Source organism: Rhodospirillales bacterium (assembly GCA_016872535.1).
In the GTDB taxonomy this organism is placed as follows: Bacteria; Pseudomonadota; Alphaproteobacteria; order Rhodospirillales; family 2-12-FULL-67-15; genus 2-12-FULL-67-15.
The window spans coordinates 1-23,578 of sequence record VGZQ01000003.1; the positions used below are offsets into that span (position 1 = coordinate 1).

19 protein-coding genes are annotated in these 23,578 nt (G+C 65.0%); 3 read left to right on the forward strand and 16 right to left on the reverse strand.

What is annotated here, in order from left to right:
• Positions 1–531: 531 nt before the first annotated feature.
• The 3 genes from FJ311_01205 to FJ311_01215 are packed head-to-tail and all read right to left on the reverse strand — an operon-like array spanning position 532 to position 3,745.
• Entirely contained in the window at positions 532–1,158 is a 627-nt protein-coding gene (locus FJ311_01205; GenBank protein ID MBM3950053.1) for a MarC family protein, read from the reverse strand.
• Positions 1,159–1,170: 12 nt separating this feature from the next.
• On the reverse strand, positions 1,171–2,343 hold the full coding sequence (locus tag FJ311_01210; GenBank protein MBM3950054.1) for an iron-containing alcohol dehydrogenase: 1,173 nt from the start codon (positions 2,341–2,343) through the stop codon (positions 1,171–1,173).
• A gap of 10 nt (positions 2,344–2,353) precedes the next feature.
• Positions 2,354–3,745: an aldehyde dehydrogenase family protein gene (locus FJ311_01215; GenBank protein MBM3950055.1), complete on the reverse strand. Its 1,392-nt coding sequence runs from the start codon at positions 3,743–3,745 to the stop codon at positions 2,354–2,356.
• Positions 3,746–4,218: 473 nt separating this feature from the next.
• On the opposite strand from FJ311_01215, the gene FJ311_01220 reads away from it, so the two are divergent.
• On the forward strand, positions 4,219–7,503 hold the full coding sequence (locus FJ311_01220) for an EAL domain-containing protein (GenBank protein MBM3950056.1): 3,285 nt from the start codon (positions 4,219–4,221) through the stop codon (positions 7,501–7,503).
• Positions 7,504–7,749: 246 nt separating this feature from the next.
• On the forward strand, positions 7,750–8,517 hold the full coding sequence (locus tag FJ311_01225; protein ID MBM3950057.1) for an SDR family oxidoreductase: 768 nt from the start codon (positions 7,750–7,752) through the stop codon (positions 8,515–8,517).
• Between the two features lie 12 nt (positions 8,518–8,529).
• Here the strand turns inward: FJ311_01225 and phnE are convergent, their stop codons facing one another.
• From phnE to FJ311_01265, 8 genes are all read right to left on the reverse strand, one after another.
• Complete coding sequence (phnE, locus tag FJ311_01230) at positions 8,530–9,330, reverse strand: phosphonate ABC transporter, permease protein PhnE (protein ID MBM3950058.1); 801 nt, start codon at positions 9,328–9,330, stop codon at positions 8,530–8,532.
• A 40-nt stretch (positions 9,331–9,370) separates the two neighbouring features.
• Complete coding sequence (gene phnC, locus FJ311_01235) at positions 9,371–10,135, reverse strand: phosphonate ABC transporter ATP-binding protein (protein MBM3950059.1); 765 nt, start codon at positions 10,133–10,135, stop codon at positions 9,371–9,373.
• A 49-nt stretch (positions 10,136–10,184) separates the two neighbouring features.
• On the reverse strand, positions 10,185–11,054 hold the full coding sequence (locus FJ311_01240; GenBank protein MBM3950060.1) for a phosphate/phosphite/phosphonate ABC transporter substrate-binding protein: 870 nt from the start codon (positions 11,052–11,054) through the stop codon (positions 10,185–10,187).
• 56 nt (positions 11,055–11,110) lie between these two features.
• Positions 11,111–12,304 (reverse strand): 2-aminoethylphosphonate--pyruvate transaminase, encoded by a 1,194-nt coding sequence (locus FJ311_01245; protein ID MBM3950061.1) that lies wholly within the window; start codon positions 12,302–12,304, stop codon positions 11,111–11,113.
• Positions 12,305–12,421: 117 nt separating this feature from the next.
• Positions 12,422–13,240 (reverse strand): c-type cytochrome, encoded by an 819-nt coding sequence (locus FJ311_01250; GenBank protein MBM3950062.1) that lies wholly within the window; start codon positions 13,238–13,240, stop codon positions 12,422–12,424.
• A gap of 109 nt (positions 13,241–13,349) precedes the next feature.
• Positions 13,350–15,005: a putative 2-aminoethylphosphonate ABC transporter permease subunit gene (locus FJ311_01255; GenBank protein ID MBM3950063.1), complete on the reverse strand. Its 1,656-nt coding sequence runs from the start codon at positions 15,003–15,005 to the stop codon at positions 13,350–13,352.
• Positions 15,006–15,083: 78 nt separating this feature from the next.
• Positions 15,084–16,196 (reverse strand): putative 2-aminoethylphosphonate ABC transporter ATP-binding protein, encoded by a 1,113-nt coding sequence (locus FJ311_01260; GenBank protein MBM3950064.1) that lies wholly within the window; start codon positions 16,194–16,196, stop codon positions 15,084–15,086.
• A gap of 148 nt (positions 16,197–16,344) precedes the next feature.
• The gene (locus FJ311_01265) at positions 16,345–17,385 is read right to left on the reverse strand and encodes a putative 2-aminoethylphosphonate ABC transporter substrate-binding protein (protein ID MBM3950065.1); all 1,041 of its coding nucleotides are present in this window, start codon (positions 17,383–17,385) and stop codon (positions 16,345–16,347) included.
• A 217-nt stretch (positions 17,386–17,602) separates the two neighbouring features.
• Here FJ311_01265 and FJ311_01270 point away from each other — a divergent pair, with 217 nt between their 5' ends.
• Positions 17,603–18,361 carry a DeoR/GlpR transcriptional regulator gene (locus tag FJ311_01270; GenBank protein ID MBM3950066.1) on the forward strand — a complete coding sequence of 253 codons (759 nt, stop codon included), beginning with the start codon at positions 17,603–17,605 and terminating at the stop codon, positions 18,359–18,361.
• Between the two features lie 18 nt (positions 18,362–18,379).
• Here the strand turns inward: FJ311_01270 and FJ311_01275 are convergent, their stop codons facing one another.
• From FJ311_01275 to radA, 5 genes are all read right to left on the reverse strand, one after another.
• Positions 18,380–18,910, reverse strand: coding sequence for a flavin reductase family protein (locus FJ311_01275; protein MBM3950067.1), 531 nt, complete (start codon positions 18,908–18,910; stop codon positions 18,380–18,382).
• Between the two features lie 315 nt (positions 18,911–19,225).
• Positions 19,226–19,951: an SDR family NAD(P)-dependent oxidoreductase gene (locus FJ311_01280; protein MBM3950068.1), complete on the reverse strand. Its 726-nt coding sequence runs from the start codon at positions 19,949–19,951 to the stop codon at positions 19,226–19,228.
• Position 19,952: 1 nt separating this feature from the next.
• Entirely contained in the window at positions 19,953–21,419 is a 1,467-nt protein-coding gene (locus FJ311_01285) for an amidophosphoribosyltransferase (GenBank protein ID MBM3950069.1), read from the reverse strand.
• Between the two features lie 82 nt (positions 21,420–21,501).
• A complete protein-coding gene (locus tag FJ311_01290; GenBank protein MBM3950070.1) occupies positions 21,502–22,173 on the reverse strand; it encodes a CvpA family protein in 672 nt (223 codons plus the stop codon).
• Entirely contained in the window at positions 22,166–23,572 is a 1,407-nt protein-coding gene (radA, locus tag FJ311_01295; GenBank protein ID MBM3950071.1) for a DNA repair protein RadA, read from the reverse strand. The genes FJ311_01290 and radA overlap by 8 nt, the downstream gene beginning before the upstream one ends.
• Positions 23,573–23,578: the final 6 nt, after the last annotated feature.

The following is a 23,578-nucleotide window of genomic DNA, read 5'->3' on the forward strand; positions in this document are numbered from 1 at the left end:
GCCTCCTTAAGGATGCCGATGATCTGTTCCTCGCTGAACCTGCTGCGCTTCATGGTGGGTCCTCCCTGGGTCAAAATTAACGGGAAAACTCACCCTCCGGTTGGACCTAAAAACGGGGGGAAGGTCAAACACAGGCCATGTAGTCGAGCGGATTAAAAAGAAATCGAACCCGAGAGTTAAGCGATTAATCTTGGCTTATATACAGTTAGAGGAAACAGTCGTTGCGTTTTTGGATGCTCTTCTTAAGGAAAGTCGTTTAAGGCATTAATGAGCGAAGGGAGAGTTACTATGTCCGATGTAAAAAATTGGTTTGATCGTCAGGTCGAGTTTGCAGTGAAGGATATCGAAACTTGGCCTGCTTGGATGAATAATGCAGCTAGGATCGCTGGTGGCATAACTCATGGACGTCAGGTAGGTAGCAGAAAACCGAATAATCGGAGTTCGAGTAGTTACGATGATTCTCAGAAAAAAGCAAAATCCTTTCTTAAGGGGGTCTAGAGAAATCTATGAATAGATATTCTTCCATGAGAGTTAGATAAGCCCGCTCTCGCGCACGCCGTCGAAGATGAACTGGACCGAAAGGGCGGCGAGCAGGATGCCGACCACGCGGGTGATCACGTTCTGCCCGGTGATACCGAGGAACTGGCCGAGGCGCGCGGCCACCAGCAGGAGCGCGAAGGTCAGCGCCAGGACTAAACCGAGGGCGATGAACACCGCCGTGACGCGGGCCGTGTCGCCCGCCGCCTGGGCATAGAGCAGGATGACTGCGCCCATGGTGCCCGGCCCGGCGATCAAGGGCGTCGCCAGCGGAAAGACGGAAATGTCGTGGCGATGGCCGGCCTCCAGGTCCTCGTCGTCGGTGGTGGTGACGCCGCCCGAGGAACGCGCGAACACCATGTCGATCGCCATCAGCAGCAGCAGCACGCCGCCCGCGACGCGGAGCGCCGCCAGGCTGATGCCGAGCAATTCCAAGAGCTTGTTGCCGAAAAGGGCGAACGCGAACAGGATCGCGGCCGCGATCAGCACGCCGCGCAGCGCCATGGCGATCCGGCGTCCCTGCGAGGCGTGCGGGGTCAGCGCCGCGAACAGCACCGCCACGTCCACCGGCGCGACGGTGGCGAAGAAGGTGGTGAAGGCGAGCAGTCCGGCTTCGAACATTTCGGCCCTATTTTACACCCGTCCGGCCATCGCCGCCTCGAGCAAGCCCTTGAGGTTGGCGACGTCGAGCGGCACCGGGTTGCCGCCCGCGGTCGGGTCGTTGGCGGCCATTTGCGACAGTTCGTCGAGCCGGCTTTCCTCGACGCCCAACTCGCGGCAGGTGTGGGGGATCTTGAATTCGCGGCGGAGATCCATCACCCAGTCCAGGAATCCGTCGAAGGTCGGTTTGGATAGGCCGATGTAGCGCGCGGCCGCGGCGATGCGCTCGGCGATCGCCTTGCGGTTGAACACCAGCACGTAGGGCATGAACACGGCGTTGGTGAGGCCATGATGCGAGTTGTAGACCGCGCCGACCGGGTGCGAGAGCGAATGGATCGCGCCGAGCCCCTTCTGGAACGCGGTCGCGCCCATGGTCGCCGCCGCCATCATGTGGGCGCGCGCGGCGAGATCGCGGCCGTCCTTGACCGCGCGCTGCAGGTAGTCGCGCACGAGGCGCATGCCTTCGAGGGCGATGCCGTCGGCGAGCGGATGGAAGCCCGGTGCGCAAAACGCCTCCAGGCAATGGGCGAAGGCGTCCATGCCGGTCGCGGCGGTGATGTGCGGGGGCAGGCCGACGGTCAGTTCGGGATCGAGGATCGCCTGGCCCGGCATCATGCCGGGGTGGAAGATGATCTTCTTGGTGTGGGTCGCCTCGTCCACGATCACGCTGGCGCGGCCGACCTCGGAGCCTGTGCCCGACGTCGTCGGCACCGACACCGTCGGCGCGATGCCCTTTTCGTCGACCCGCTTCCAGTTGTCGCCCACGTCCTCGAAATCCCAGAGCGGGCGGCTCTGCCCGGCCATGAGCGCGATCGCCTTGCCGGCGTCCAGCGCGCTGCCGCCGCCGAAGGCGATCACCCCGTCGTGGCTGCCCTGGCGATAGGCGGTAAGACCGTCGTCCACGTTGCGCCCGACGGGATTTGGGCGGACGTCGCTGAACACGGCGGCAGTCAGACCAGCCTTCTTTAGGGAATCGACCGCCGCGCCGATCATCGGCAGTTTCGCCAGCCCCGGATCGGTCACCAGCAGCGGGCGTTTCATCCCGAGGGCTTCGCACGCGCGCGGCAGTTCCTTGATCCGCCCGGCGCCGAAGCGGACCTTGGTCGGATAGTTCCAGTTGCCGATAGGAGACGTTTGTTCGCTCATGGATCGATTCTCAGGTTTTGACGCGGAGGTGGAACGATTTCGGCCGGGTCAGGTGCTCGTAGCCGAGGATGGAAAGGGTACATCCGCGTCCCGAATCCTTGACCCCGGTCCAGGCGAGCGCCGGATCGAGATAATCGCAGCGGTTCATGAACCAGGTGCCGGTGTCGACGGCGTCGCCGATGCGGATCGCGGCGTTTTCGTCCGCGGTCCAGATCGCGGCCGTCAGACCATACGGGCTGTCGTTCATCAGGTGGATCGCCTCGTCGTCGCCCTTGACCTTCATGATGCCGATCACCGGGCCGAACGATTCCTCCATCATCACCGACATGGAATGATCGACGTTCACCAGCACCTGGGGCGCGAGGTAGGGGGTACCCTGCCTGCTCGCCGGAAAGGCGCGCTCATCGATCAGGGCCTTGGCGCCGCGCTTGACCGCCTCGGCGATCTGCTGGCGCACGAATTCGGCCGCGTCGGCGCGCACCATGGGCCCGAGGTTGGTTTCGGGCTTGGAGGGATCGCCGAGCTTGTACTTGCGTGTCAGGTCGGCGAAGCCCTCGACGAAGCGGTCGTAAACGTCGGCGTGGACGTAGATGCGCTCGATCCCGCAGCACGACTGGCCGGAATTGAAGAACGCGCCGTCGACCAGGTTTTCGACCGCGTGATCGAGGTCGCAATCGGGCCGGACATAGGCCGGATCCTTGCCGCCCAGCTCGAGCCCGACGCCGATGAAGCGCCCGGCGGCGGCGCTTTCCACCGTCCGTCCGCCGGCGACCGAACCGGTGAAGGCGACAAAGGCGACCTCCGGCGACTTGACGACCTTTTCGGTGTCGGCATGGGTGAGGTGAAGATGCTGGAACACGCCCGCCGGAATGCCGGCGGCGTCGAACGCGGCCTGGAACCGTTCGGCGCAAAGCGGCGTCTGGTGCGAATGCTTGAGGATCACCGTGTTGCCGGCGGCGAGGGCCGGCACGATCGAATTGACGGCGGTCAGGTAGGGGTAGTTCCACGGCGCGATGGTGAAGACGACGCCGAGCGGTTCGGGCCGGATGAAACGCCGGAAATTTTCCTTGGGCCCGACGTCGCGGTCGGCCAGCGCCGCGGGCGCCTCTTTGATCATGTAGCGCGCGCGTTCCTCGAACCCGCGCACCTCGCCCGGGGATTGCGCGATGGGGCGGCCCATCTGCCAGGTGATTTCCTCGGCGATCTTGTCCTTGTTGACGACGAAAGCGTCGACGGCCTTGAGAAGCAGGTGGCAGCGTTCGGCGATCGGAACGCTTTTCCATTTCTTCTGGGCGGCGCGGGCGCGTTCGAGGGCGCCGCCGATGTCGGCGGCGGACGCGAGCGGGCGTTCGACGTAGACCCGGCCATCCACCGGGGAGATGGTTTTGAGGGAGGCGGGCATGGGCGAGGAGTCCTGGCTGGAGGGTCGAGACGTAATATAACACTTTGAGAAAGAAGGAAAAACAAGCCTAAAAGGGGGTTTGTGCAAGGTCCGTTCGGCGTCTTGTGGTTCGAGTTCGGCCGTCAGGTTCACAAGATTGGTTGTTTCCGGAGAGTCTTCGCTTGGTGGTGAGACCGATCCCACCGATAGGCGCGGAACAGACCTGACCGATTTGATTGGAAATCAAATCGGGTCGAAGATCGTCGTCGAATGGCGGCGCTCCCGATGCCGGCCGTCTCGAATCAGATCGGCCGTTCTTTGGAAAACCTGTCTTTCAATCGCAATTACAGAGACTTGGCATAACCCCAACCGAGACTTGGTAGAGCCATATTTAAACTATACATTCGAGAACCGAGATCTGGGTGAAAAACAGCCTCAGTTCTTAATAGCACCGAACAGTCTTCGTGCCGAACATCCCCGTTCGCCTCGGCTTGATGCCGCCCCTGACTGGCCTCGTGGAAATGTATGGCCAGGAAATCATATGGGCGGCCACCATTGCCTGCGCCGAAATCAATGAGAGCGGCGGCGTACTCGGGCGCCCCCTGCAATTGATGGTCGAGGATGACGGCAGTCTGCCCCAGACGGCGGTCCCGGCGGCACGACGATTGATTCAGGAGCACGGGTGCAGCGCCATCATCGGCAACCTGCTTTCGAACGCGCGCATCGACGTGGCGGCCAAGGTCGCCGCCCCTCTGGGCATTCCCTATCTCAACTTCTCTTTCTACGAAGGCAGCATCTCGTCGCGCTGGTTCTTCCACTTCGCCGCCCTTCCCAACCAGCAAATCGACAAGATGATTCCGTTCATGGCCGAACACTATGGCGTAAAGATGTTCTTCGCCGGCAACAATTACGAATGGCCGCACGGATCGATCGACGCGTGCAAGCGGTCCCTGGCCGCGCTGAACGGCGAGATCGTGGGCGAGGAATATCTGCCCCTTGGCGTCCGCACCGAGGAGATCGATGGCCTGCTGGAGCGCGTGGCCCGATCCGGCGCGGATGTCTTCGTCCCTTATTTTGCGGGCGCCGACCAGATCACTCTGCTGTCCCGCTTCGCCGAAATGGGGATCAAAAGCCACATGGCGGTGGTCATGGGGCATTTCGACGAAATCATTGCCGGGCGGCTGTCCCCCGAGGCTCGGGATGGGCTCTATTCCAGCAATACCTATTTCATGTCGATCGACACGCCCCAATCCCGGGCCTACCTGGCTCGGCTGAAGGAATTGCCCGGCGTTTCGGATCTATGGCCACGTGGCAATGGCGTGCTCACTAATTTCGGCGAGGGGACTTATGTCTGTGTCAAGGCTTTTGCCGAAGCAGCCCGGATCGCCGGAAACACGGAGCCGGAGGCCCTTGCCGCCGCGCTTGAGAATGTGCGGGTGCTCGGGCCGCAGGGAGAGGTGCGCATGGATGCGGCGTCGCACCACGCGACGGTGAACTCCTATCTAGCCCGCTGCCGGAAGGACGGAACCTTCGAAGTGGTGCAGGCATTCAGACCGATTCCGCCGCAAATCCCCGAGCGCTACCGGCCCCGTCCCAGCGAACCCCGTTTCGCGGAATTGCCTTTCGGTCCGCAAGCGGTCGCTCGCATGGCGTCGGAAGCCGGCGAGGCCTATCGCTGGGTGGGAACGGCAAAGAAAATCCTGGCGCTGGCCGACATGGCGATCCTGGCTACGGACCAGAACGGGTTCATCACCGACGCCAATCGCGCCGTGTCCGAAATGTTCGGGTATGCCAACGGTGAACTGAAGGGACTGTCGGTTCACCTTCTGGTTCCGCCCCATCTGCGGGCCATCCATCAAGAGCATATGGCCCGCTTTCTGGCCGGCGACGAGACCGAGCGCCGGATGGGAAGGCGGGGCGAGATCTCCGGTTATCGCAAAGACGGCACCTTCTTCCCGCTGGAAGCGTCCATTGCCAAATTCCGCGACGGCGAATCCTGGGTGCTGGTGGCAACCTTGCGCGACATGACCGCGGCGAAGGAAGCGGAAGCCGAACTGACCCGGCGCGCCACCCACGACCCACTGACCGGCCTTCCCAACCGCGCCCTGGTCTACGAGCGCCTCGAAAAGGTCCTTCACCGGTCGAAAGCGCGCGGCGATAACATCGCCCTGCTGTTCATCGACCTGGATGGCTTCAAGGCGGTGAACGACAAGTACGGCCACGAAGCCGGCGACTATCTGCTGAAGGAAATTTCCCAGCGCTTCATCCAAGCGGTGCGCCCGGGGGATACGGTCGGACGCCTTGCCGGCGACGAATTTGTGATCCTGTGCGAGCACGTGGATTCTCCGGCCATGCTCTCCTCCCTCGCGGAACGCATCCTCGACGCCGCAAAGCAGGCCGTGCCATATGGGACGGACAAGCTGTTCGTGACCGCCAGCATAGGCATAGCCGCCGGGCATGGTTCCACCCATACCGCCGACGATCTTGTCCGTGCCGCCGACACCGCCATGTATTTCGTCAAGGGGTCCGGGCGGGCGGGATGGCGGTTCTTCAACGAAGACCTGCAGAAGGAGGCGCAGCGGCGCCTGTCCATTTCCACGGGGTTGCGCACGGCGTTGGAGCGCGACGAATTCCATGCGGTGTATCAGCCGATTGTGGACATCCGTTCATCCGTGGTGGTCGGCGGCGAGCTTCTCCTGCGCTGGCGCTCTGCCGAAGGTGAGGAGTCGCCCGCTGTCTTCATTCCCGTCGCCGAGATGAACGGGACCATCGTCGCGATCGGCTATTGGGTCTTCGAGCAGGGATGCCGGACCGAGAAGCGATGGCGCGAACAGGCCGGGGAGAACGCCCCCTATGTCTCGCTCAACATGTCGGCGCGCCAGATGGCCGATCCGCTGCTGGTTGACAAATATGCCGCAATTCTGAAGGAAACTGGCGCCGATCCCAGGCGCCTGCTTCTGGAGATTACCGAGACGTCCCTGATGGCCGATCCTTCCTTCAATCGCGAGGTCGTCGACCGGTTGGCGGGGTTGGGCATGCGCATCGCGGTGGACGATTTCGGTAGCGGCTATTCGTCCCTGGTGCAGTTGCTTCGACTCAAGATCGATGTTCTCAAGATCGGCAGGGAATTCATCCAGGACATCGATATCGACCCCGACAGCAGAATCATCGTTTCCGCCCTGTGTCGCATGGCGAAATCGCTGAAACTGATGCTTATCGCCGAAGGCGTCGAGACTCAGAACCAAAGAAATATGCTTCGCGCTTTGGGCTGCGACTGCATTCAGGGATATCTGTTCTACCGCCCTATGCCTGCCGACGAATTGCTGATCGCGGCGACCAACTCCCATCGCGCCAAGGAACGGGGTGACGACGACCTTCAATTCCTGATCTGCTCAAGTAGGCCGGCCAAAGCCGTAGCACGGTCGCCGCTCGACGACATCGTTGCCGAAGCGCGAGCATACAATCCGCTGAACGGAATCACCGGTTATCTGATTCATTTCGACGGGGCGTTCGTTCAATACCTGGAGGGTAACGGGGCGGACATCCATCGCCTGTTCGCCATGATCAAAAAAGACCCGCGACACCGCGACGTAACCCTGGTTTCCAAGGGAAAGCTGGCCCGGCGGTTATTCGCGGGCTGGACGATGGGGGTCCGGAGTCTCGACAGTCCGGCGATTGCCGATGACCTTGGCGGTGGCGGCTTGGTATTCGAAGCGCTGACAACCAATCCCGTCGCCTGTCGCGCCTTGTTCGAGGCTATTGCGATGGAATCGCAATAACCGAACGAGCCTCTTCGAAGGAATCGAGCAAAGCGGTGCGGGTTGCCGCCGCCCATCAGACTTCGTTCCCGGCCGAATAATGGCGACTCCGCGCTAAATCCGTGTGCGGGGAGGGTGTTTAAACGGCCGCGGGCGAGAAGCGTTATTTTTCTCGTTAACCACGAATCGAATATCGAAAAAGGTGGCGGCCGCTTTTGGGGCGAGTCATCATCGTGACAATAAAAAAGTAGCTTGGGGGACTGTACGATGATCGACGATACGCGTAGGTGCGCCTTCGTGACGGGGGGCGGCCGAGGAATCGGGCGCGCGATCGCGCGTCGTCTGCTGCAAGAGGGCTGGGCGGTGGCGATCGCCGACATCGATCGCGAAGCGGGCTTGAAATTCGAGGCCGAATTCGTGGCGATCGGCCCGTGTCATTTCCATCAGGCCGACGTGCGCCAGGAAGACGACGTCAAGAACGCGATCGCCGCCACGCTCGTTCGCTTCGGCCGGATTGACGGCCTCGTCAACAACGCCGGCATCGCCAAGGCCTCGGCGGCGAAGGTGACCGAGCTCGCGCTCGCCGATTGGAATCGGATTATCGGCACCAACCTGACCGGCGCGTTCTTGTGCGCCAAGCACGCGACGCCGCATTTGCGCGCGGCCAAGGGAGCGATCGTCAACATCGCCTCGACCCGCGCGCTGATGAGCGAACCGAACACCGAAGCCTACGTCGCTTCCAAGGGAGGTCTCGTCGCTCTCACGCACGCGCTGGCGATCAGCCTCGGGCCCGAGGTGCGGGTCAATTGCGTCAGCCCGGGTTGGATCGACACGCGCGGGGAAGGCGCGGCCCGCGCGCATAAAACCGGCGAACTGTCCGCCGCCGACCATGCCCAGCATCCGGCGGGCCGTGTCGGCCGTCCCGATGACATCGCCGAGGCCGTCGCCTATCTCCTCGGCGATCACGCGGGCTTCATTACCGGCGCCAACCTGGTGATCGACGGCGGCATGACGCGGAAGATGATTTACGTCTAGGCGTCGGCCGTTTCAGAGGATGCGGGCGCGGATTTTGTTGCCGGCCCAATCGGTCAAAATCACCAGGGCAATGATCACGATCAGGACCATGGCGGTCGTCTGGTAATCGAACAGCCGGATGCTGGAGATCAAATGGAACCCGATCCCGCCCGCGCCGACCAGGCCGAGCACGGTCGCCGAGCGGATGCTGACCTCGAAGCGGTAGAGATTGTAGGTGATGAAGTGGGGCAGGATTTGGGGGACGATGGCGTAGGCGACCGTCTGCGACCAGCCGGCGCCGGTCGATTGCATCGCCTCGACCGGGCCGTGATCGACCGCCTCGATCGCCTCGGCGTAGAACTTGCCGAGCATGCCGGCGTTGTGCAGCGCGAGCGCGAGAATGCCGGGAAACGGGCCGAGGCCGACGGCGGACACGAAGATGAGCGCGAACACCAGTTCCGAAACGCCGCGCAGCGCGTTGAGAATAAATCGCGCGCTGCCGTAGACGACGACGTGGGGCGAGATGTTACGCGCCGCCATCAGGCCGAGCGGGATGGCGAGCACGATGCCGAGCACGGTACCCCAGATGGCGATCTCGATGGTCTCGATGGTCGGCTGCACGATGCGCGGGGTGAAGGCCCAGTCCGGCGGGAACATGCGCCCGACATAGCTGGCGATGGCGGGAAGGCCGCGCACGAATTCTCCCAGGCTCAGATCGGTGTCGCGGGCGCTGACGTAGAGGACGACCAGGGCGACCAGGACGCCGCCGCCGACGGTCACGGTCTGGCGCAGCCGTTCGGCCGGCGTGCGCGCGGAATCGAGCAGTTCCTCCAACCGCTGGCGGCGGTCGGCGGGGGAGGGGCGGCCGGCGGGATCAGGCGCGTTCACGGTCGTCCTCCTCGTCGTCGACGGTCGCGCCGTAGATGCCGTGCAGCGTGTCCTGGCTCAGGTCGCGGACGTGGCCGTCGAACACGATGCCACCGCCGGCAAGCCCGATCACTCGTTCGCCGAACTCGCGCGCGTAGTTGACCTGGTGGATGTTGAGCAGCACGGTGATGCCCAACTCCTCGTTGATACGGCGGAGATAGCGCAGCACGACGCGGGCGATGTTGGGATCCAAACTGGCGACCGGCTCGTCGGCCAGCAGCAACACCGGCTTCTGGTTGAGCACGCGGGCAATGGCGACGCGCTGCTGTTCGCCGCCGGAGAGCGTATCGGCGCGCTGGAACGCCTTGTGCGCCATGTTGACGCGCTCCAGGCAGTCGAGGGCGGCGAGCTTTTCCTCGCGGCCGAAGCGGAAAGCGAGCGACGGCAGCAGCGCCTTATAGCCGAGCGTGCCGGTCAGCACGTTGGACAGCACCGAGAGTCGCTTCACCAGGTTGAACTGCTGGAAGATCATGCCGATGCGCCGGCGCATGTGGCGCAGGTCCCGGCGCCCGCTCGGGGTCGGCGTGCCCTCGAAGCGGATATCGCCGCCGCTCGGCTCGACCAGGCGGTTGATGCAGCGCATCAGCGTGGATTTGCCCGCGCCGGAACGGCCGAGCACAACGATGAATTCCCCGGCGCGCGCGTCGAACGACACGTCGTGAAGCGCGGTGTGCGCCCCATAACGCTTGTTGAGGTTGCGGACCTCGAGAATCGGCGCGGCCGGGGCGGTCACGATTCCACCCCGGCCGTGGACGTTTCGCTCACTTACCGGCTGCTTTCTTCTGCTGATCCTGGAAGGCGATCAGTTCGCGCACCGTGTCGTAATCCTTGTCGGTCGCCGGATCCATCGCGTTGACGACGCCGAGCTTGCCGAACTGGACGTTGCTGATGGCCAGCAGGCCCTTGCGCAGCTTGTCCTGCAGGTCCTTGGGCAGGTTGGTACGCACGACGAAGGGCGAGCCGGGGATCGGATCGGACTCGAACACGATCCGCACGTCCTCTTTCTTCAATTGGCCGCGGGATATGGCAAGATCGTAGACCTCGTCGGCGATGCCGGCGGCGTTGACCTTGCCTTCCTTGACCGCGATCAACGAGGCCTGGTGGGTGCCGGAATAATAGAGCGACTTGAAATCCTTTTCCGGGTTGATGCCGTTCTTGTGCAGCGCGAGCCGGGGCACGAAGTTGCCCGAGGTCGAGGCCGGATCGACCAGCGCGAAGGTCTTGCCCTTGAGGTCGGCGAGCGAACGAATCGGCTGATCGGGATGCGCGATGATCAGCGCGCGGTAAGAGGATTTTCCCGTCTGCGCCATCACCCCGCGCGCGACCGGATCAACCCCCACCTTGACCTTATCCTTGGCCAGGATGTAGGCGGCCGGACCCAGGAACGCGACTTCGAGCTTGTCGGATTTCAGCGCCTCGACGACCGCGCTGTAGTCGAGGGCGACGAACGGCTTAACCTTCATGCCGACCGCGGCCTCGAACGCCTTGATGAACGGCTGCGAATCGGCGATCAGCTTGTCCGCGTCCTCGGACGGGATCAGGCCGAAACGGATTTCGTTGGTTTGGGCGAACGCGGCCGGAGCGGCGAGCAGGCCGAACGCGGCGGCGGCCAACAGCGTGCGACGTAACATCTTTGGGGCCTCCCCTGTCTGGTTTGTCGACGACGTTTATACCGGCCATAGTAGCCTCAGGGCGCGCCGGATTTCACCCCTAATTCGCGCAGAGCGTTCCGCACGGCGGCCAGGGCTCCGCGCATTTCGCGTTGGCCAATGGCGCCAATGCACCCCATGCGGAAGGAATCGGCGACCGTGAGCTTGCCCGGATAGATGACATAGCCCTGATCCTTCAGCAGATTGTAGAACCGCTCGAACTTGAAGTTGGGGTCTTTCGGCATGCGGAAGGTGACGATGATCGGCGCCTGCAGCTTATCCGGCAGCAAGGTGACGAAACCCATCTTGCGCATGCCGTTGACCAGGGTCCGGCAGTTGGCGGAATAACGCGCGTTGCGGCCCTTGACCCCGCCCGCCTTGTCGAACTGCTCGATCGCCTTGTCGAGGGCGACGATGACGTGAATCGGCGGGGTGAAGCGCCATTGCTTGTTGGCTTCCATCGCCTGCCACTGGTCGTAGAGATCGAGGCTGAGCGAATGGGCGTTGCCCTTGGCGGCCTTGAGCGTCTCGGTCCGGACGATGACGAAGCCCATCCCCGGCACGCCTTCCAGGTTCTTGTTGGAGGACGCCATCACCGCGTCGCACGGCGTCGCCTTGAGGTCGAGCGGAATGGCGCCGAACGCGCTCATGGAATCGAGCAGCAGCGCGCGCCCGCGCGCCTTCGCGATCCGGGCGACTTCGTCGACGGGGTTGAGCAATCCCGACGTGGTCTCGCAGTGGATCATCAGCACGTGGGTGAGCGACGGATCGGCGGCCAGGCGCCGGTCGACCTCGGCCGGATCGGGCGGCGTGTCCTCGGCCGTCTCGTAGGCCGCATAGGCGCGGCCCATGTAGTCGAGAATCTTGCACATGCGCTTGCCGTAGGCGCCGTTGACCAGCACCAGCGCCTTGCCGTTCCTCGGCACCAGGGTTCCGATCGCGGCCTCGACCGCGAAGGTGCCGCTGCCCTGCATCGGCACGGTGACGTGGGTGTCGCTGGCGTTGACGATGGCGCGCAGCCGGTCGCGCACGCGGGCGTTGATGGCGATGAAGGTGGCGTCGCGCGAGCCCCAATCGCGCAGCATGGCTTCCTTGGTCGCGCGGGTGGTGGTGAGCGGGCCCGGCGTCAGCAGAATGGGATCGCGAAATTTGGTTTTGGCGCGGCGGGTTTTTTTCGTGCGAGTGGGGGACTTGCGCGCGCGAAGCAGCGAGCGGCCGGCGGTGCGGGGCATGGCGGGTTCCCTGATGGGTGGCGGGACCCCGATTATCGAGGATATTTCCGCCTGAATCCAGACATCGCCGGGTTCCGTCGAGCGGAACCCGGCGGTCGGATCGAAAGCCCCGCCGGCTTACTTTTTCGCCGCGAATTCGCGCAGCGGCTTGAGCGAAAACAGGAAATCGTCCTTGTCCAACGGTTTATGGCAGGCGTAACACTCGGCCAGGTTGGCGGTGCCGCGCGGCGTTTTGTCGGCGTTGAAAATGCCGTAGTTCCAGTCGCCGTTCTTGAGCAGGTCCGGGATGTCCTTGCCCCAACCCGCCTGCATTTCCATCACCGTGGTGAAGGAAATCTTATCGGGTTCCAGATGGCCGTCCTTGCCGGTCACCGGTTTGCCGGCGGAATCGAGCTTGGGCGTGAAGACATCGAGCACGAAGATCGCTCCGTTGGGCATGGGCTTGCCGTCCTTCGCCGCCTTGACGGCAACGTCGTTGGCATAGAGATGGCGCACCTGCGGCCGCTCGGGATAGTTGACCGTTTGATAGAGGGTGTACTTCGTGCGGTAATCGTCGGGCAGCTTGACCCGGGTGTTGAGCAGAGTCGGGAACATGGACGAGGTGTCGGTGCCCTTGGACGCCCCCTGCAGGCCGGCATAGAAGGCGGCGACGTTGGCAATGTCCGCCGGCGTGATCTGGGCGGCGATCGCGTTCATGACCGCGTTCTTGCGCGCGCCCGACTTGAACGCGGTCAGTTGCGAGGCGAGGTACGCCTGCTTCTGGCCGGCGAGGTTGGGGATGGCGGCGCTGACGCTGACGCCGTTGGCGCCGTGGCAGGCGGCGCAAACCTGCTCGGCTTTGGCCTTGCCGGCGGCAAGGTCCGGCGTCGGCGCTTGGGCCAGGGCGAGGGCCGGTGCGAAGGCGGCGGCGCCGAAAACGAACGCGAAACGTTTCATGGCGAGATACCCCCTCTTGCGAAAGTTGGTCGTGAACCGCCGCGACTATGCCCAACCCGTATCGGGTCGAAAAGATACAGCCGTCGCGTTCACGCAAGAGTGAAGAAAGCTACCTTCGCCGCCACGCCTGGGTGCGAGCCAACACCCCCCGGGTCAGCGCGAAGTGGAGAATGCGCACCGCGGCCGAGGTGTAGACGATCATCATGCCCATGGCCGCGGCCGAGGCCAGTTCGCCCGCGTCGTCCATGTTGAGCACCGCGACCGAAGCGAGCGCCGTGTGCGGGGCGTAGAGGAACACCACCGCCGACACCGTGGTCATGGCGTTGACGAACAGATACATGCTGATGTCGAGCGCGGCCGGCGCGCACACCGGCACCGTGACCCGCGCGAAGGTCTTGTAGACCGGCACCTTGAGCGAGGCCGACACCGCCTCAAACTCGGCGTCCAACTGCTTCAGCGCGGTCACGGCGGTCAGGTGCGCGACGGTGTAGAAATGGACGACCGTGTTGATCACCAGGATCGCCATGGTGTGATAGAGGCCGCCGAGCGGGTTACTGGGCGCGTTGAAGAAAAAGACATAGGCGAGGCCCAGCACCAATCCCGGCACCGCCATCGGCATCATGGCGAGGAACTGGAGCGCGAGCCGCGCCGTGCGGAAAGCGCGGCATTTTTCGACCAGGTAGGCGCCGACGAACACGACCGTGGTGCCGATCGCGGCGGTCCACGCCGCCATGACCAGCGAATTGCGGTACGACGCCCAGCCGCCGCCGTCGCGCAGGTCGAACTGGTAGTGGTAGTTGGTGAGCGTCAGGTTGTAGGGCCAGAGCTTGATCCAGGACGCGTAGGCCGCGACCGCGAGCACGGTCAGGATCGCGGCCCCGACCAGGGCGCAGAACGCGAAAAACAGGGCGTCGCGGCCGCGCTTCGGTTTGGCTTCGTACGGCACCGCGCGCGCGGTCAGCGCCGCGCTCTGGCGCCGCTCCGCCAGCCGGTCGGCGAAGAAGGCGAGCACCGCCGGGCCGAGCAGGATCATGCTCACCACCGCACCCATCTCGAAATCGTGCCGCCCGACCACCTGTTTGTAGACGTCGGTCGCCAGCACGTTGTACTTGCCGCCGATCACCTTAGGCACGCCGAAATCGGTGATGACCAGGGTGAAGACGACGAAGAACGCGCTGATCAGGCCGTAACGCACGCCGGGAAGCGTGACGGTGAAGAAGATGCGCGTCTTGCTGGCGCCGAGGGATTCAGCCGCCTCGTAGAGCCGGGCGTCGCTGGTCGATAGCGCGATCAGAAGGATCGTCAGCGCGTGCGGGAAGACGTAGAACAATTCGCCCAGCACGATGCCGATCGGCCCGTAGATGGTTTCGCCCATGAGCAGGCCCTTGGCGAGCCCCTGGTTGCCGAACAGGTAAACGAGCGAAATGGCGGGCAGCAGCGACGGCATCAGGATCGGAATCAGCGCGATCCCCTTGAACACGCTCTTGAACGACATGCAGGTGCGGGTCAGGCCGTAGGCGAACAGGAAGGCGAGCGGCAGCGCGATCAGGGTGGTGATGAAGGTGACCACCAGGCTGTTGCCGATCGAATAGAACAGCGCCGGGGTCGAAAAATAAGTCCGGTAATTGGCGAGCCCGACGAATTGGCCGTCGGCGTTCTGGAAGCCCTTGGCGAGGAGGGCGTAGAGCGGCGCGGCGATCCCGATCAGGAGCGCGCCGACGATCAGCGCGGTCGCGGCGAGAAGGATCTTGTCGTCGGCGGACATGCGCGCCCGGATCGGCCCCCGCACGGGGGCGAGGCCCTCCGGGGAGACCGCGATGACGGGCCGGCTCACGGCGACGACCTATGATTTGCCGTTGAAGACGAGAATGCGCTCGGGCGGGACGGCGACGAGGAACTGCGCGCCCTCGCGCACGCCGAGGTCGCGCACGAGGTTGGTGGAAAAGTCGGCGAGCAGTTCGAATCCGCCGTCGCCTTCGCTCCTAAGCGTCGCCCGCCAGAACGAGCCCAGGAATTCGATCGTGGCGACGGAAACCGGAAACGCGTTGGCGTCCGCCGCCGCGATGCCGCGCACCGTCACGTCCTCGGGCCGGACGCAGACGGTCGCGGGTTGGCCCGCGCGGAGCCCTTCGCCGGCGGCGAATTCGACCGCGCCGACGCGCACGCGCCCGCCTGGGGTCACCGTACCCTTGAGGAAGTTCATCGAGCCGACGAAATCGGCGATGAACGGCGTCGCCGGACGGCCGTAGATGTCCTCGGGCGTGCCGACCTGCTCGATCCGGCCCTGGTTCATGACCACGATCCGGTCGGCCATGGTCAGTGCTTCCTCCTGGTCGTGGGTGACCATGATGGTGGTGACGCCGAGCTTTTCCTGCAGCGCCTTGATTTCGCGGCGGAGATGAACGCGCACCTTGGCATCCAGCGCGCTCAGCGGTTCGTCGAGGAGCAGCAGGCCGGGCGACGTGGCGAGCGCGCGGGCAAGCGCGACCCGCTGCTGCTGGCCGCCGGAAATCTGCGAGGGATACTTGTCGGCGTGTTCGGTAAGCCCGACCAGGTCCAGCAATTCGTTCACCCGTCGCGCGGTCTCGGCGCGCGCCGCGCGCCGCGATTCGAGGCCGTAGGCGACGTTCTTGCGGACCGTCAGGTTGGGAAAGAGAGCGTAGGACTGAAAGACGATGCCGAAATCGCGTTCCGCCGGCGGCAACGCCGAAATATCGCGTCCGGCCTGGATGATTTGGCCCCGGGTCTGGATATCGAGCCCGGCGATGGCGCGCAACAGCGTCGTCTTGCCGCACCCCGAGGGCCCGAGGAAACAGACGAAATCGCCCTCGTGGACGTCGAGCGACACGTCGCTGAGCGCGGCGAACTCGCCGAACATCTTGCTCAGGCCGCGGATCGAGAGATAGGGGGCGCGCTCCGTTCGCGCTTCCCGTACATTTTCCTCGAGTGCCGTCATCGAGAAATCCCAACCCCCCACCCCAACCCTCCCCCGCAAGGGGGGAGGGGACTTTTATAGTAACCCCCCTCCCCTTGCGGGAGGGGGTAGGGGGAGGGGTCGCTTTCGCCTGGACGAAAACCGACGAGGAGCGGCGATAACGAAACCGTCACTTCTTCGGATCGGATTTGGAGTCGTAACGCTTCTGCCATTCGTTGAGGATGCGGATGCGGTTATCCGCCGCCCAGCCGAAGTCGTTCTTGGCGAACCTGTTCGGGATATCCTGCAGCTCCTTGGTCGGGTTGGGAACGCCGGGCATGGAAACGGCCTCGTAGCCGGGGGCGTAGAGGTCCATGGCCTGGCGGCTGACCGACCAATCGGCGACCTTGCGGGCGAGGTCGAGCTTCTTGGTATTCTTGACGATGGCGAAGGCTTCGAGTTCCCAGCCGAGTCCCTCGGACGGGAACACGACCTCGAGCGGCGCGCCCTCGGCCTTGGACTTCACGCCGCGGTAAGCGAAGGAGACGCCGAGCGGCACTTCGCCCGAAGCCGCGAGCCGGCACGGCGCCGAGCCCGAATGGGTGTAGCGGGCGATGTTCTCGTGCAGCTTGTCCATGTACGCCCAGCCGTCCTTCTCGCCCCACATCTGCAGCCAACTGGAGACGTCGAGGAAGCCGGTGCCCGACGAATTCGGATTGGGCATGACGACGCTGCCCTTGTAGACCGGCTTGGTCAGGTCCATCCACGACGCCGGTATCGGCAGGTTCTTCTTTTTGGCCTCGACGGTGTTGACGCAGACGGCCGCCGCGTAGACGCGCTGGCCGATCCACTGCGGCGGGTTGTTCTTGGTGTCGTAGTAGCGCTTGTCGAGCTTGTCGAGGCCCTTGGGCGCGTAGCCCTGGAAATAACCCTGGTTGGCGAGCAGCACCAGGCTGGTGGCGGCCAAACCGTAGACCATGTCGGCCTTGGGATTGTCTTTCTCGGCGAGCAGCTTGGAGGTGACGATGCCGGTCGAATCGCGCACCCATTTCACGTCCACGTCGGGCACGGCGTCCTCGATCGCCTTCTTGAACTTGGCGAGCTCGTCGGCCTCGATCGCGGTGTAGATCAAGAGATCGGTCTTGGCGGCGGCGGGTTGGGCCGCGAAGGCGGCCAGGGCCACGCCGGCGGCCAGGCCCCAGGCGATTTTGGCGGCGCGTTGAAAGGTCATTGGTCGGATCCTCCTTGTCGATGATGTTGTTGGCGTGTTGCGGCCGTGCGCGGAAAGCCGGGTTTTTTCAGCACCACATAGTTCCACAATATTCCTCACTTCGCCACTACCCCAGGGGAGTGCCGCGCCCGCCGCCATTCTACCTTGCTATGGTGATGCATAAACGGGGAAAAAGTGATATTTTCTTGATACTTCCGGGAACGCTAGGATTTTAGCCATGCTCGCGGAACGCCGCCGCGCCCTGATTCTCGACGTCATCGCCCGTCACGGCTCGGCCAGCGTCGCCGAACTCGCCCGTCGGCTGAAAGTGTCGCGCGAAACCATACGGCGCGATCTGCTGCGCCTCGAGGCCGACAACAAGCTCGCCAAGACCCACGGCGGGGCGCTGGCGCTCGGCGCGGTCGAGCCGGCGGTCGCCGACCGCATGAAGGTCAACATCGCGGGCAAGCGCGCGATCGCGCGCGCGGCCGCCGAAACGGTCGCCGACGGGGCAAGCGTGATTCTCGATTGCGGCACCACCGCGCTCTGCCTCGCCGAAATGCTGGTCGCGCGGCGGCGGCTCACGATCCTGACCAACGATCTGGAGGTGGCGGGACGGCTCGCCGGGCGCAACGACAACAAGGTGTTTCTCCTCGGCGGCGAGCTGGCCGGCAACCAGAGCGCCACCTTCGGGCGCGACGCGCCCGCCATGCTCGCCGGCCATCTCGCCGACATGGCCTTCGTCAGCCCGGCGGTGGTGTCGGATCACCCGTGGCTGATGGACTACACGCGCGAGGCGGCGGCGCTGCACGAAGCCATGATCGCCCAGGCCCGCGCCGTCGTCCTCTTGGTCGACGGCACCAAGTTCGGCCGCACCGCGCCCGCGCGCGTCGCCGCGTTCGAGCGCGCCCACACCTTGATCACCGATATCGATCCGCCCGCGGCCCGCCTGCGCGCGCTGAAAACGATCGCCGGCAAGGTCGTGGTGGCGAAATAACGAATAGATCGGCGACCTTTACGGCATCTTCGATTGCAACTTTACGATCTTGCCGTCCACGGCGAACACGCCGTCGCCGCGATGATGGAGGATCTTTGGATTTTTCCGTTTCGGATCGATCCACGCCTTGACCGCTTCGAGCACGAACAGATTGTACTTCTTGACGAAGCCCGTATCGACCACCTTGCACTCGATGTTGGCGAAGCATTCGGCGATCAGCGGCGGTTTCACGCGCTTGGCTTGAAGCGGCGTCAGGCCGAACTTCTTGAACTTGTCGATCGTGCGGCCCGAGCAATTGCCGACCGCCACCATCTGGCGCGCGAGGTCGCGCGCGGGGATCGCGATCACGCATTCCTTGGTCGCGCGCAGGGCGGCGAAGCTGTGGTTGGCCTCGCTGACGATACAGGCGATCAGCGGCGGCTCGAATTCCATCGGCGTCAGCCACGACATGGTCATGACGTTGGCGCAGCCCTTGTGCGCGGTCGTCAGCAGGACCACCGGACCCGGTTCGAGCAGTTGGTAGACCTTGGCGAGGGGGAGGGCTTTCATCGGGAGCCTCCACCGATGCGGATAGAGCTACAATTTTCATATATGGTTTGAGACGAAGCTGGGCGCTATACGGTATCTTGACAATATTCCTATTACCGGCTATATTTTCCGATAAAATAATCCCGCGTTCTTGGACAGGTGAATAGGTCTCAGATTTCTGGCGCGCGCCGGATGTCGCGCTTAGGACCGTTTTTCCGCCCGCGCCGCAAAAACGCCTACAAATGTCTACATGAATCGGGCTGTTTCGAAGGATATCAACGCGTTAAGCCCGATTTACCCGCTGTTAGCTTGGCGCAAGCGAGCGGAATGTGGGTGTCAACGTGGCGCGAGCCGCCCAAGTCGAATGACCGTTCCGCTCTCCGGCGCGTCCGCCGCGCATATAAGTTCGACGATCGCCTCGGCCGCCGCTTTCGGCTTGGGCAGCCCCGACGGAGCTTCGCCGGGAAAAGCCTTGGCGCGCAGCGCCGTGCGCGTCGGGCCGGGGTCCACCAGGTGGACGCGCACCTTGGCGTGGGCCACCTCGGCGGCGTAACTGCGCACCATCGCCTCCAACGCGGCCTTGGCGGCGGCATACGGCCCCCAATAGGCCGCGTGCGCGCCCTCGGGCACCCCGCCGGTGAGAAAAATCGCGCAGGCTGAGGCGGACGCGCGCAGCAGCGGATCGAGCGAGCGGATCAGGCGGTAGTTGGCGGTGAGGTCGATTGCGAGGGTGCGCTCGAAATCCTCCGGCTTGACATGGGGGAGCGGACTGAGCGGGCCGAGTTCGGCCGCGGCGGCGACCAGAAGGTCGAGTTTCTTGTGGCGTTGGAACAGGGCTGCGCCCAGCCGGTCGATGCCGGCGAAATCGAGCAAGTCGAGCGGCACCAAGGTTACGGTTTTGCCGAGCGCGCGGATTTCGTCGTCGAGTTCCTCGAGCGCGCCCTGGGTGCGGGCGAGCGCGATCACGTGCGCCCCTTCGCGCGCGCAGGCGAGCGCCGTCGCGCGGCCGATCCCGCGCGAGGCCCCGGTGACGAGGGCGATGCGGCCCTCGAGGCGTTTCATGTCAGGCCCGCTCGGCCAGCAGCGACAGCTGCCTCGGCACGTCGCCTTCGTTCTGGTCGGAAAGGGCGATCGGGTATTCGCCGCTGAAGCAGGCGTCGCAATACTGCGGCGCGTTCGACAGGCGGTGCGGCTCGCCGACCGCGCGGTAAAGTCCGTCGAGGGAAACGAACGCGAGCGAATCGGCGCCGATGAACCGACGCATGCCTTCGACGTCGTGGCGCGCGGCCAGCAGCTTGTCGCGCTCGGGCGTGTCGATGCCGTAGAAACAGGGGTGCGTGGTCGGCGGGCTGGAGATGCGCATGTGCACTTCGCTCGCGCCGGCGTTGCGGACCATTTCGACGATCTTGACCGAAGTGGTGCCGCGCACGATCGAATCGTCGACCAGGACGACGCGCTTGTCCTTGAGGTAGGCGGCGTTGGCGTTGTGCTTGAGCCGGACGCCCAGGTGGCGGATCTGGTCGGTCGGTTCGATGAAGGTGCGGCCGACGTAGTGGTTGCGGACGATGCCGAGTTCGAACGGCACCCGCGACTGCTCGGCGTAGCCGATGGCGGCGGGCACGCCCGAATCCGGAACCGGCACCACCACGTCGGCGGACACGTGGCTTTCGCGCGCCAGCTCGCGGCCGATGCGCTTGCGCGTCTCGTAGACGTTGCGACCCTCGATCGAGCTGTCGGGGCGGGCGAAATAGACGTACTCGAAGATGCAGAAGCGGCGCGGCGCGCGGGCGAAGGGCTTGTAGCTCTTGAGTCCGTCCTTGTCGATCACCACGATCTCGCCGGGCTCGACGTCGCGCTCGTACGTCGCGCCGATGATGTCGAGGGCGCAGGTTTCGGAGGCGAGCACGTAAGCCGGGCCGAGCCGCCCCAGCACCAGCGGGCGCACCCCGTACGGGTCGCGCACGCCGATCAGCTTGGCGCGCGTCAGCGCGACCAGCGAGTAGGCGCCCTCGACCTGGCGGAGCGCGTCGATCATGCGGTCGACCACGCGCGCCTGGTCGCTGATGGCGATCAGGTGGACGATGGTCTCGGTGTCGGTGGTCGACTGGAAGATGCAGCCGCGCTGGACCAGCGCGCGCCGGAGGGTGTAGGCGTTGGTGAGGTTGCCGTTGTGGGCGATGGCCAATCCGCCGAAGGCGAAATCGGCGAACAGCGGCTGGACGTTGCGCAGTACCGTGTCGCCGGTGGTGGCGTAGCGGACGTGGCCGATGGCCATGTCGCCGACCAGGCGGCGAATGACCGATTCCTGGTCGAAATTGTCGCCGACCAGGCCGAGCGCGCGATGACTGTGGAAATGGGCGCCGTCGTAACTGACGACGCCGACCGCCTCCTGGCCGCGATGCTGGAGCGCGTGCAGGCCGAGCGCGGTGTGGGCGGCGGCGTCGGCGAGGCCGTAGATGCCGAACAGGCCGCACTCCTCCTTCGGATGATCGTCGTCGACCCGATCGGCGAAGGGGTGGTGTCGGATCATGGAATTCCGGCGCCTACTACGTTTGGCGAAGCGTTCTTGTACTCCTCCGGGGGCGCTCTGTCACTCGCCTATGACCGTAGAGTTATTGGCGTTTTCCGGTGCTGTCGATCAGGCGCTGCATGTCCTGGCGCTCCTTCTCGGTATAGCCCTCCGGCGGGTCGCGGTCCGGGGCCTTGGGGCGGGGTTGCAGCAGATCGCGAATCGTGGGCTCGGGCGCCGCACCGTCGCCGGTTTTCGGCCGGCGCAGGCCGAGACGGTCGGCGGTCGAAGGCGGCAGCGCGCCGATCAGCAGGTTGGCGCCCGCGCCCATCCAGGGCGTCGTGCGCGCCTTGGCGACCCATTCGGGCCGTTCCTTGGGCGGGACCGCCAGCATGTAGACGACGAAGGCGAGCACCGCGATCAGGGCGCCGCGCGCGAGCCCGAACAAAAAGCCGAGTGCGCGGTCGAGGGCGCCCAACGCGCTGTCCTTGACCCGGCGCGAAATCATGCGCGCAAGCAGGGAGAGGACGACCAGCGCGACCAGGAACAGCGCCGCGCCGGCGGCGATGTCCGCGAACAGGGCGTTGTCGATGAACTGGCGAAAGTACGGCTTGGCGTGGGGAAAGCCGTAGATCGCCGCCGCCGCCGCGCCGATCCAGCCGGTGATCGAGAGAACTTCGTGGACGAAGCCGCGGAAGTAGGCGAACCCGGCCGATACCAGCAGCAAGGCCGCGACCGCGAGATCGAGTCCGTTGACGCCGGCCAAACTAGGCATGGCCGGATCTCCGGGGGGTGGAATGAGTGCGCGCGAGCAGGGCGGCGAGTTCGGTCACGTGGCCGAGTTCGCGCACGTCGATTCCGGAAACCCGCGCGGGCTTGCCGCCGGTACGATGCGGCGCGGGCGCGAGTGCCCGCTTGAAGCCGAGCTTGGCCGCCTCCTTGAGGCGCGCTTCGGCGTGGGCCACCGGGCGGATTTCGCCCGAAAGCCCGATTTCGCCGAACACCACCGCGTCGGCCGGCGCGGGCACGCCGGCGAGCGAGGAAATCAGCGCGCACGCGGCGGCGAGGTCGGCGGCCGGTTCGTTGATGCGCAAGCCGCCGGCGACATTGAGATAGACGTCCTGGTTGGCGAACGACAGCCCCGCGCGCGCCTCGAGCACCGCCAGCACCATGGCGAGGCGGCCCGAATCCCATCCCACCACCGCGCGCCGAGGCGTGCCCGGCTGCGCGGGCGCGATCAGCGACTGGATTTCCACCAGCACCGGGCGGGTGCCTTCCATGCCGGCGAACACCGAGGCGCCCGGCTGGGCGTCCGGCCCGCGTTCGGACAGGAACAGCGCCGACGGGTTCGGCACCTCGGCCAGGCCTTCCTCGCCCATGGCGAAGACGCCGATCTCGTCGGCCGGGCCGAAGCGGTTTTTGACCGCGCGCAGGATGCGGAAGCGGTGCGTCCGCTCGCCCTCGAAATAGAGCACCGTGTCGACCATGTGCTCCAGCACGCGCGGGCCGGCGATGAGGCCTTCCTTGGTGACGTGACCGATGAGCACCAGCGCGAAGCCGCGCCGCTTGGCGAGCCGGATCAACTCGTGCGCCGCCGCGCGCACCTGGGCGACCGTGCCGGGGGCGGATTCGAGCGTTTCGACGAACAGGGTCTGGATCGAATCGACGACCACGAATTCGGGCGCGTCGCCGGAAGCGAGCGAGGCGGCGATGTCGCCGACCTGGGTCGCGACCGCGAGCTTGACCGGGGAATCGGCGATGCCGAGACGTTCGGCGCGCAGCCGCACCTGGTCGATTGCCTCTTCGCCGGAAATGTAGACGGCGCCGTGGCCGTTGGCGGCGACGCGGGCGGCGGCCTGGAGCAGCAGGGTGGATTTGCCGATGCCGGGATCGCCGCCGACCAGCACGGCGGAACCGGCCACCAGTCCGCCGCCGAGCACCCGGTCGAGTTCGGCGATGCCGGTCGCGAGCCGGGGCGCGGGCGCGCGCTCGCCGCGCAGACCGACGAACGGCACGGCGCGGCCCTTGCTCGCGCCGCCGAGCGCCTTGGGCTTGGCCTCGATGGCTTCCTCGGCGAGCGTGTTCCAGGCGCCGCACGCCTCGCAGCGGCCGGTCCACTTCGGCGCTTCGGCGCCGCAAGCCTGGCAGACGAATTTCGATGTGGCGCGCGCCATGACCCG

What these genes read in the sequence shown, in the direction of transcription:
- FJ311_01205 (MBM3950053.1), bottom strand. Translation starts at nt 1,158, where the DNA reads ATGTTCGAAGCCGGACTGCTCGCCTTCACCACCTTCTTCGCCACCGTC.
- FJ311_01210 (MBM3950054.1), bottom strand. Translation starts at nt 2,343, where the DNA reads ATGAGCGAACAAACGTCTCCTATCGGCAACTGGAACTATCCGACCAAG.
- FJ311_01215 (MBM3950055.1), bottom strand. Translation starts at nt 3,745, where the DNA reads ATGCCCGCCTCCCTCAAAACCATCTCCCCGGTGGATGGCCGGGTCTAC.
- FJ311_01220 (MBM3950056.1), top strand. Translation starts at nt 4,219, where the DNA reads ATGCCGCCCCTGACTGGCCTCGTGGAAATGTATGGCCAGGAAATCATA.
- FJ311_01225 (MBM3950057.1), top strand. Translation starts at nt 7,750, where the DNA reads ATGATCGACGATACGCGTAGGTGCGCCTTCGTGACGGGGGGCGGCCGA.
- FJ311_01240 (MBM3950060.1), bottom strand. Translation starts at nt 11,054, where the DNA reads ATGTTACGTCGCACGCTGTTGGCCGCCGCCGCGTTCGGCCTGCTCGCC.
- FJ311_01245 (MBM3950061.1), bottom strand. Translation starts at nt 12,304, where the DNA reads ATGCCCCGCACCGCCGGCCGCTCGCTGCTTCGCGCGCGCAAGTCCCCC.
- FJ311_01250 (MBM3950062.1), bottom strand. Translation starts at nt 13,240, where the DNA reads ATGAAACGTTTCGCGTTCGTTTTCGGCGCCGCCGCCTTCGCACCGGCC.
- FJ311_01255 (MBM3950063.1), bottom strand. Translation starts at nt 15,005, where the DNA reads ATGTCCGCCGACGACAAGATCCTTCTCGCCGCGACCGCGCTGATCGTC.
- FJ311_01260 (MBM3950064.1), bottom strand. Translation starts at nt 16,196, where the DNA reads ATGACGGCACTCGAGGAAAATGTACGGGAAGCGCGAACGGAGCGCGCC.
- FJ311_01265 (MBM3950065.1), bottom strand. Translation starts at nt 17,385, where the DNA reads ATGACCTTTCAACGCGCCGCCAAAATCGCCTGGGGCCTGGCCGCCGGC.
- FJ311_01270 (MBM3950066.1), top strand. Translation starts at nt 17,603, where the DNA reads ATGCTCGCGGAACGCCGCCGCGCCCTGATTCTCGACGTCATCGCCCGT.
- FJ311_01275 (MBM3950067.1), bottom strand. Translation starts at nt 18,910, where the DNA reads ATGAAAGCCCTCCCCCTCGCCAAGGTCTACCAACTGCTCGAACCGGGT.
- FJ311_01280 (MBM3950068.1), bottom strand. Translation starts at nt 19,951, where the DNA reads ATGAAACGCCTCGAGGGCCGCATCGCCCTCGTCACCGGGGCCTCGCGC.
- FJ311_01285 (MBM3950069.1), bottom strand. Translation starts at nt 21,419, where the DNA reads ATGATCCGACACCACCCCTTCGCCGATCGGGTCGACGACGATCATCCG.
- FJ311_01290 (MBM3950070.1), bottom strand. Translation starts at nt 22,173, where the DNA reads ATGCCTAGTTTGGCCGGCGTCAACGGACTCGATCTCGCGGTCGCGGCC.
- radA (MBM3950071.1), bottom strand. Translation starts at nt 23,572, where the DNA reads ATGGCGCGCGCCACATCGAAATTCGTCTGCCAGGCTTGCGGCGCCGAA.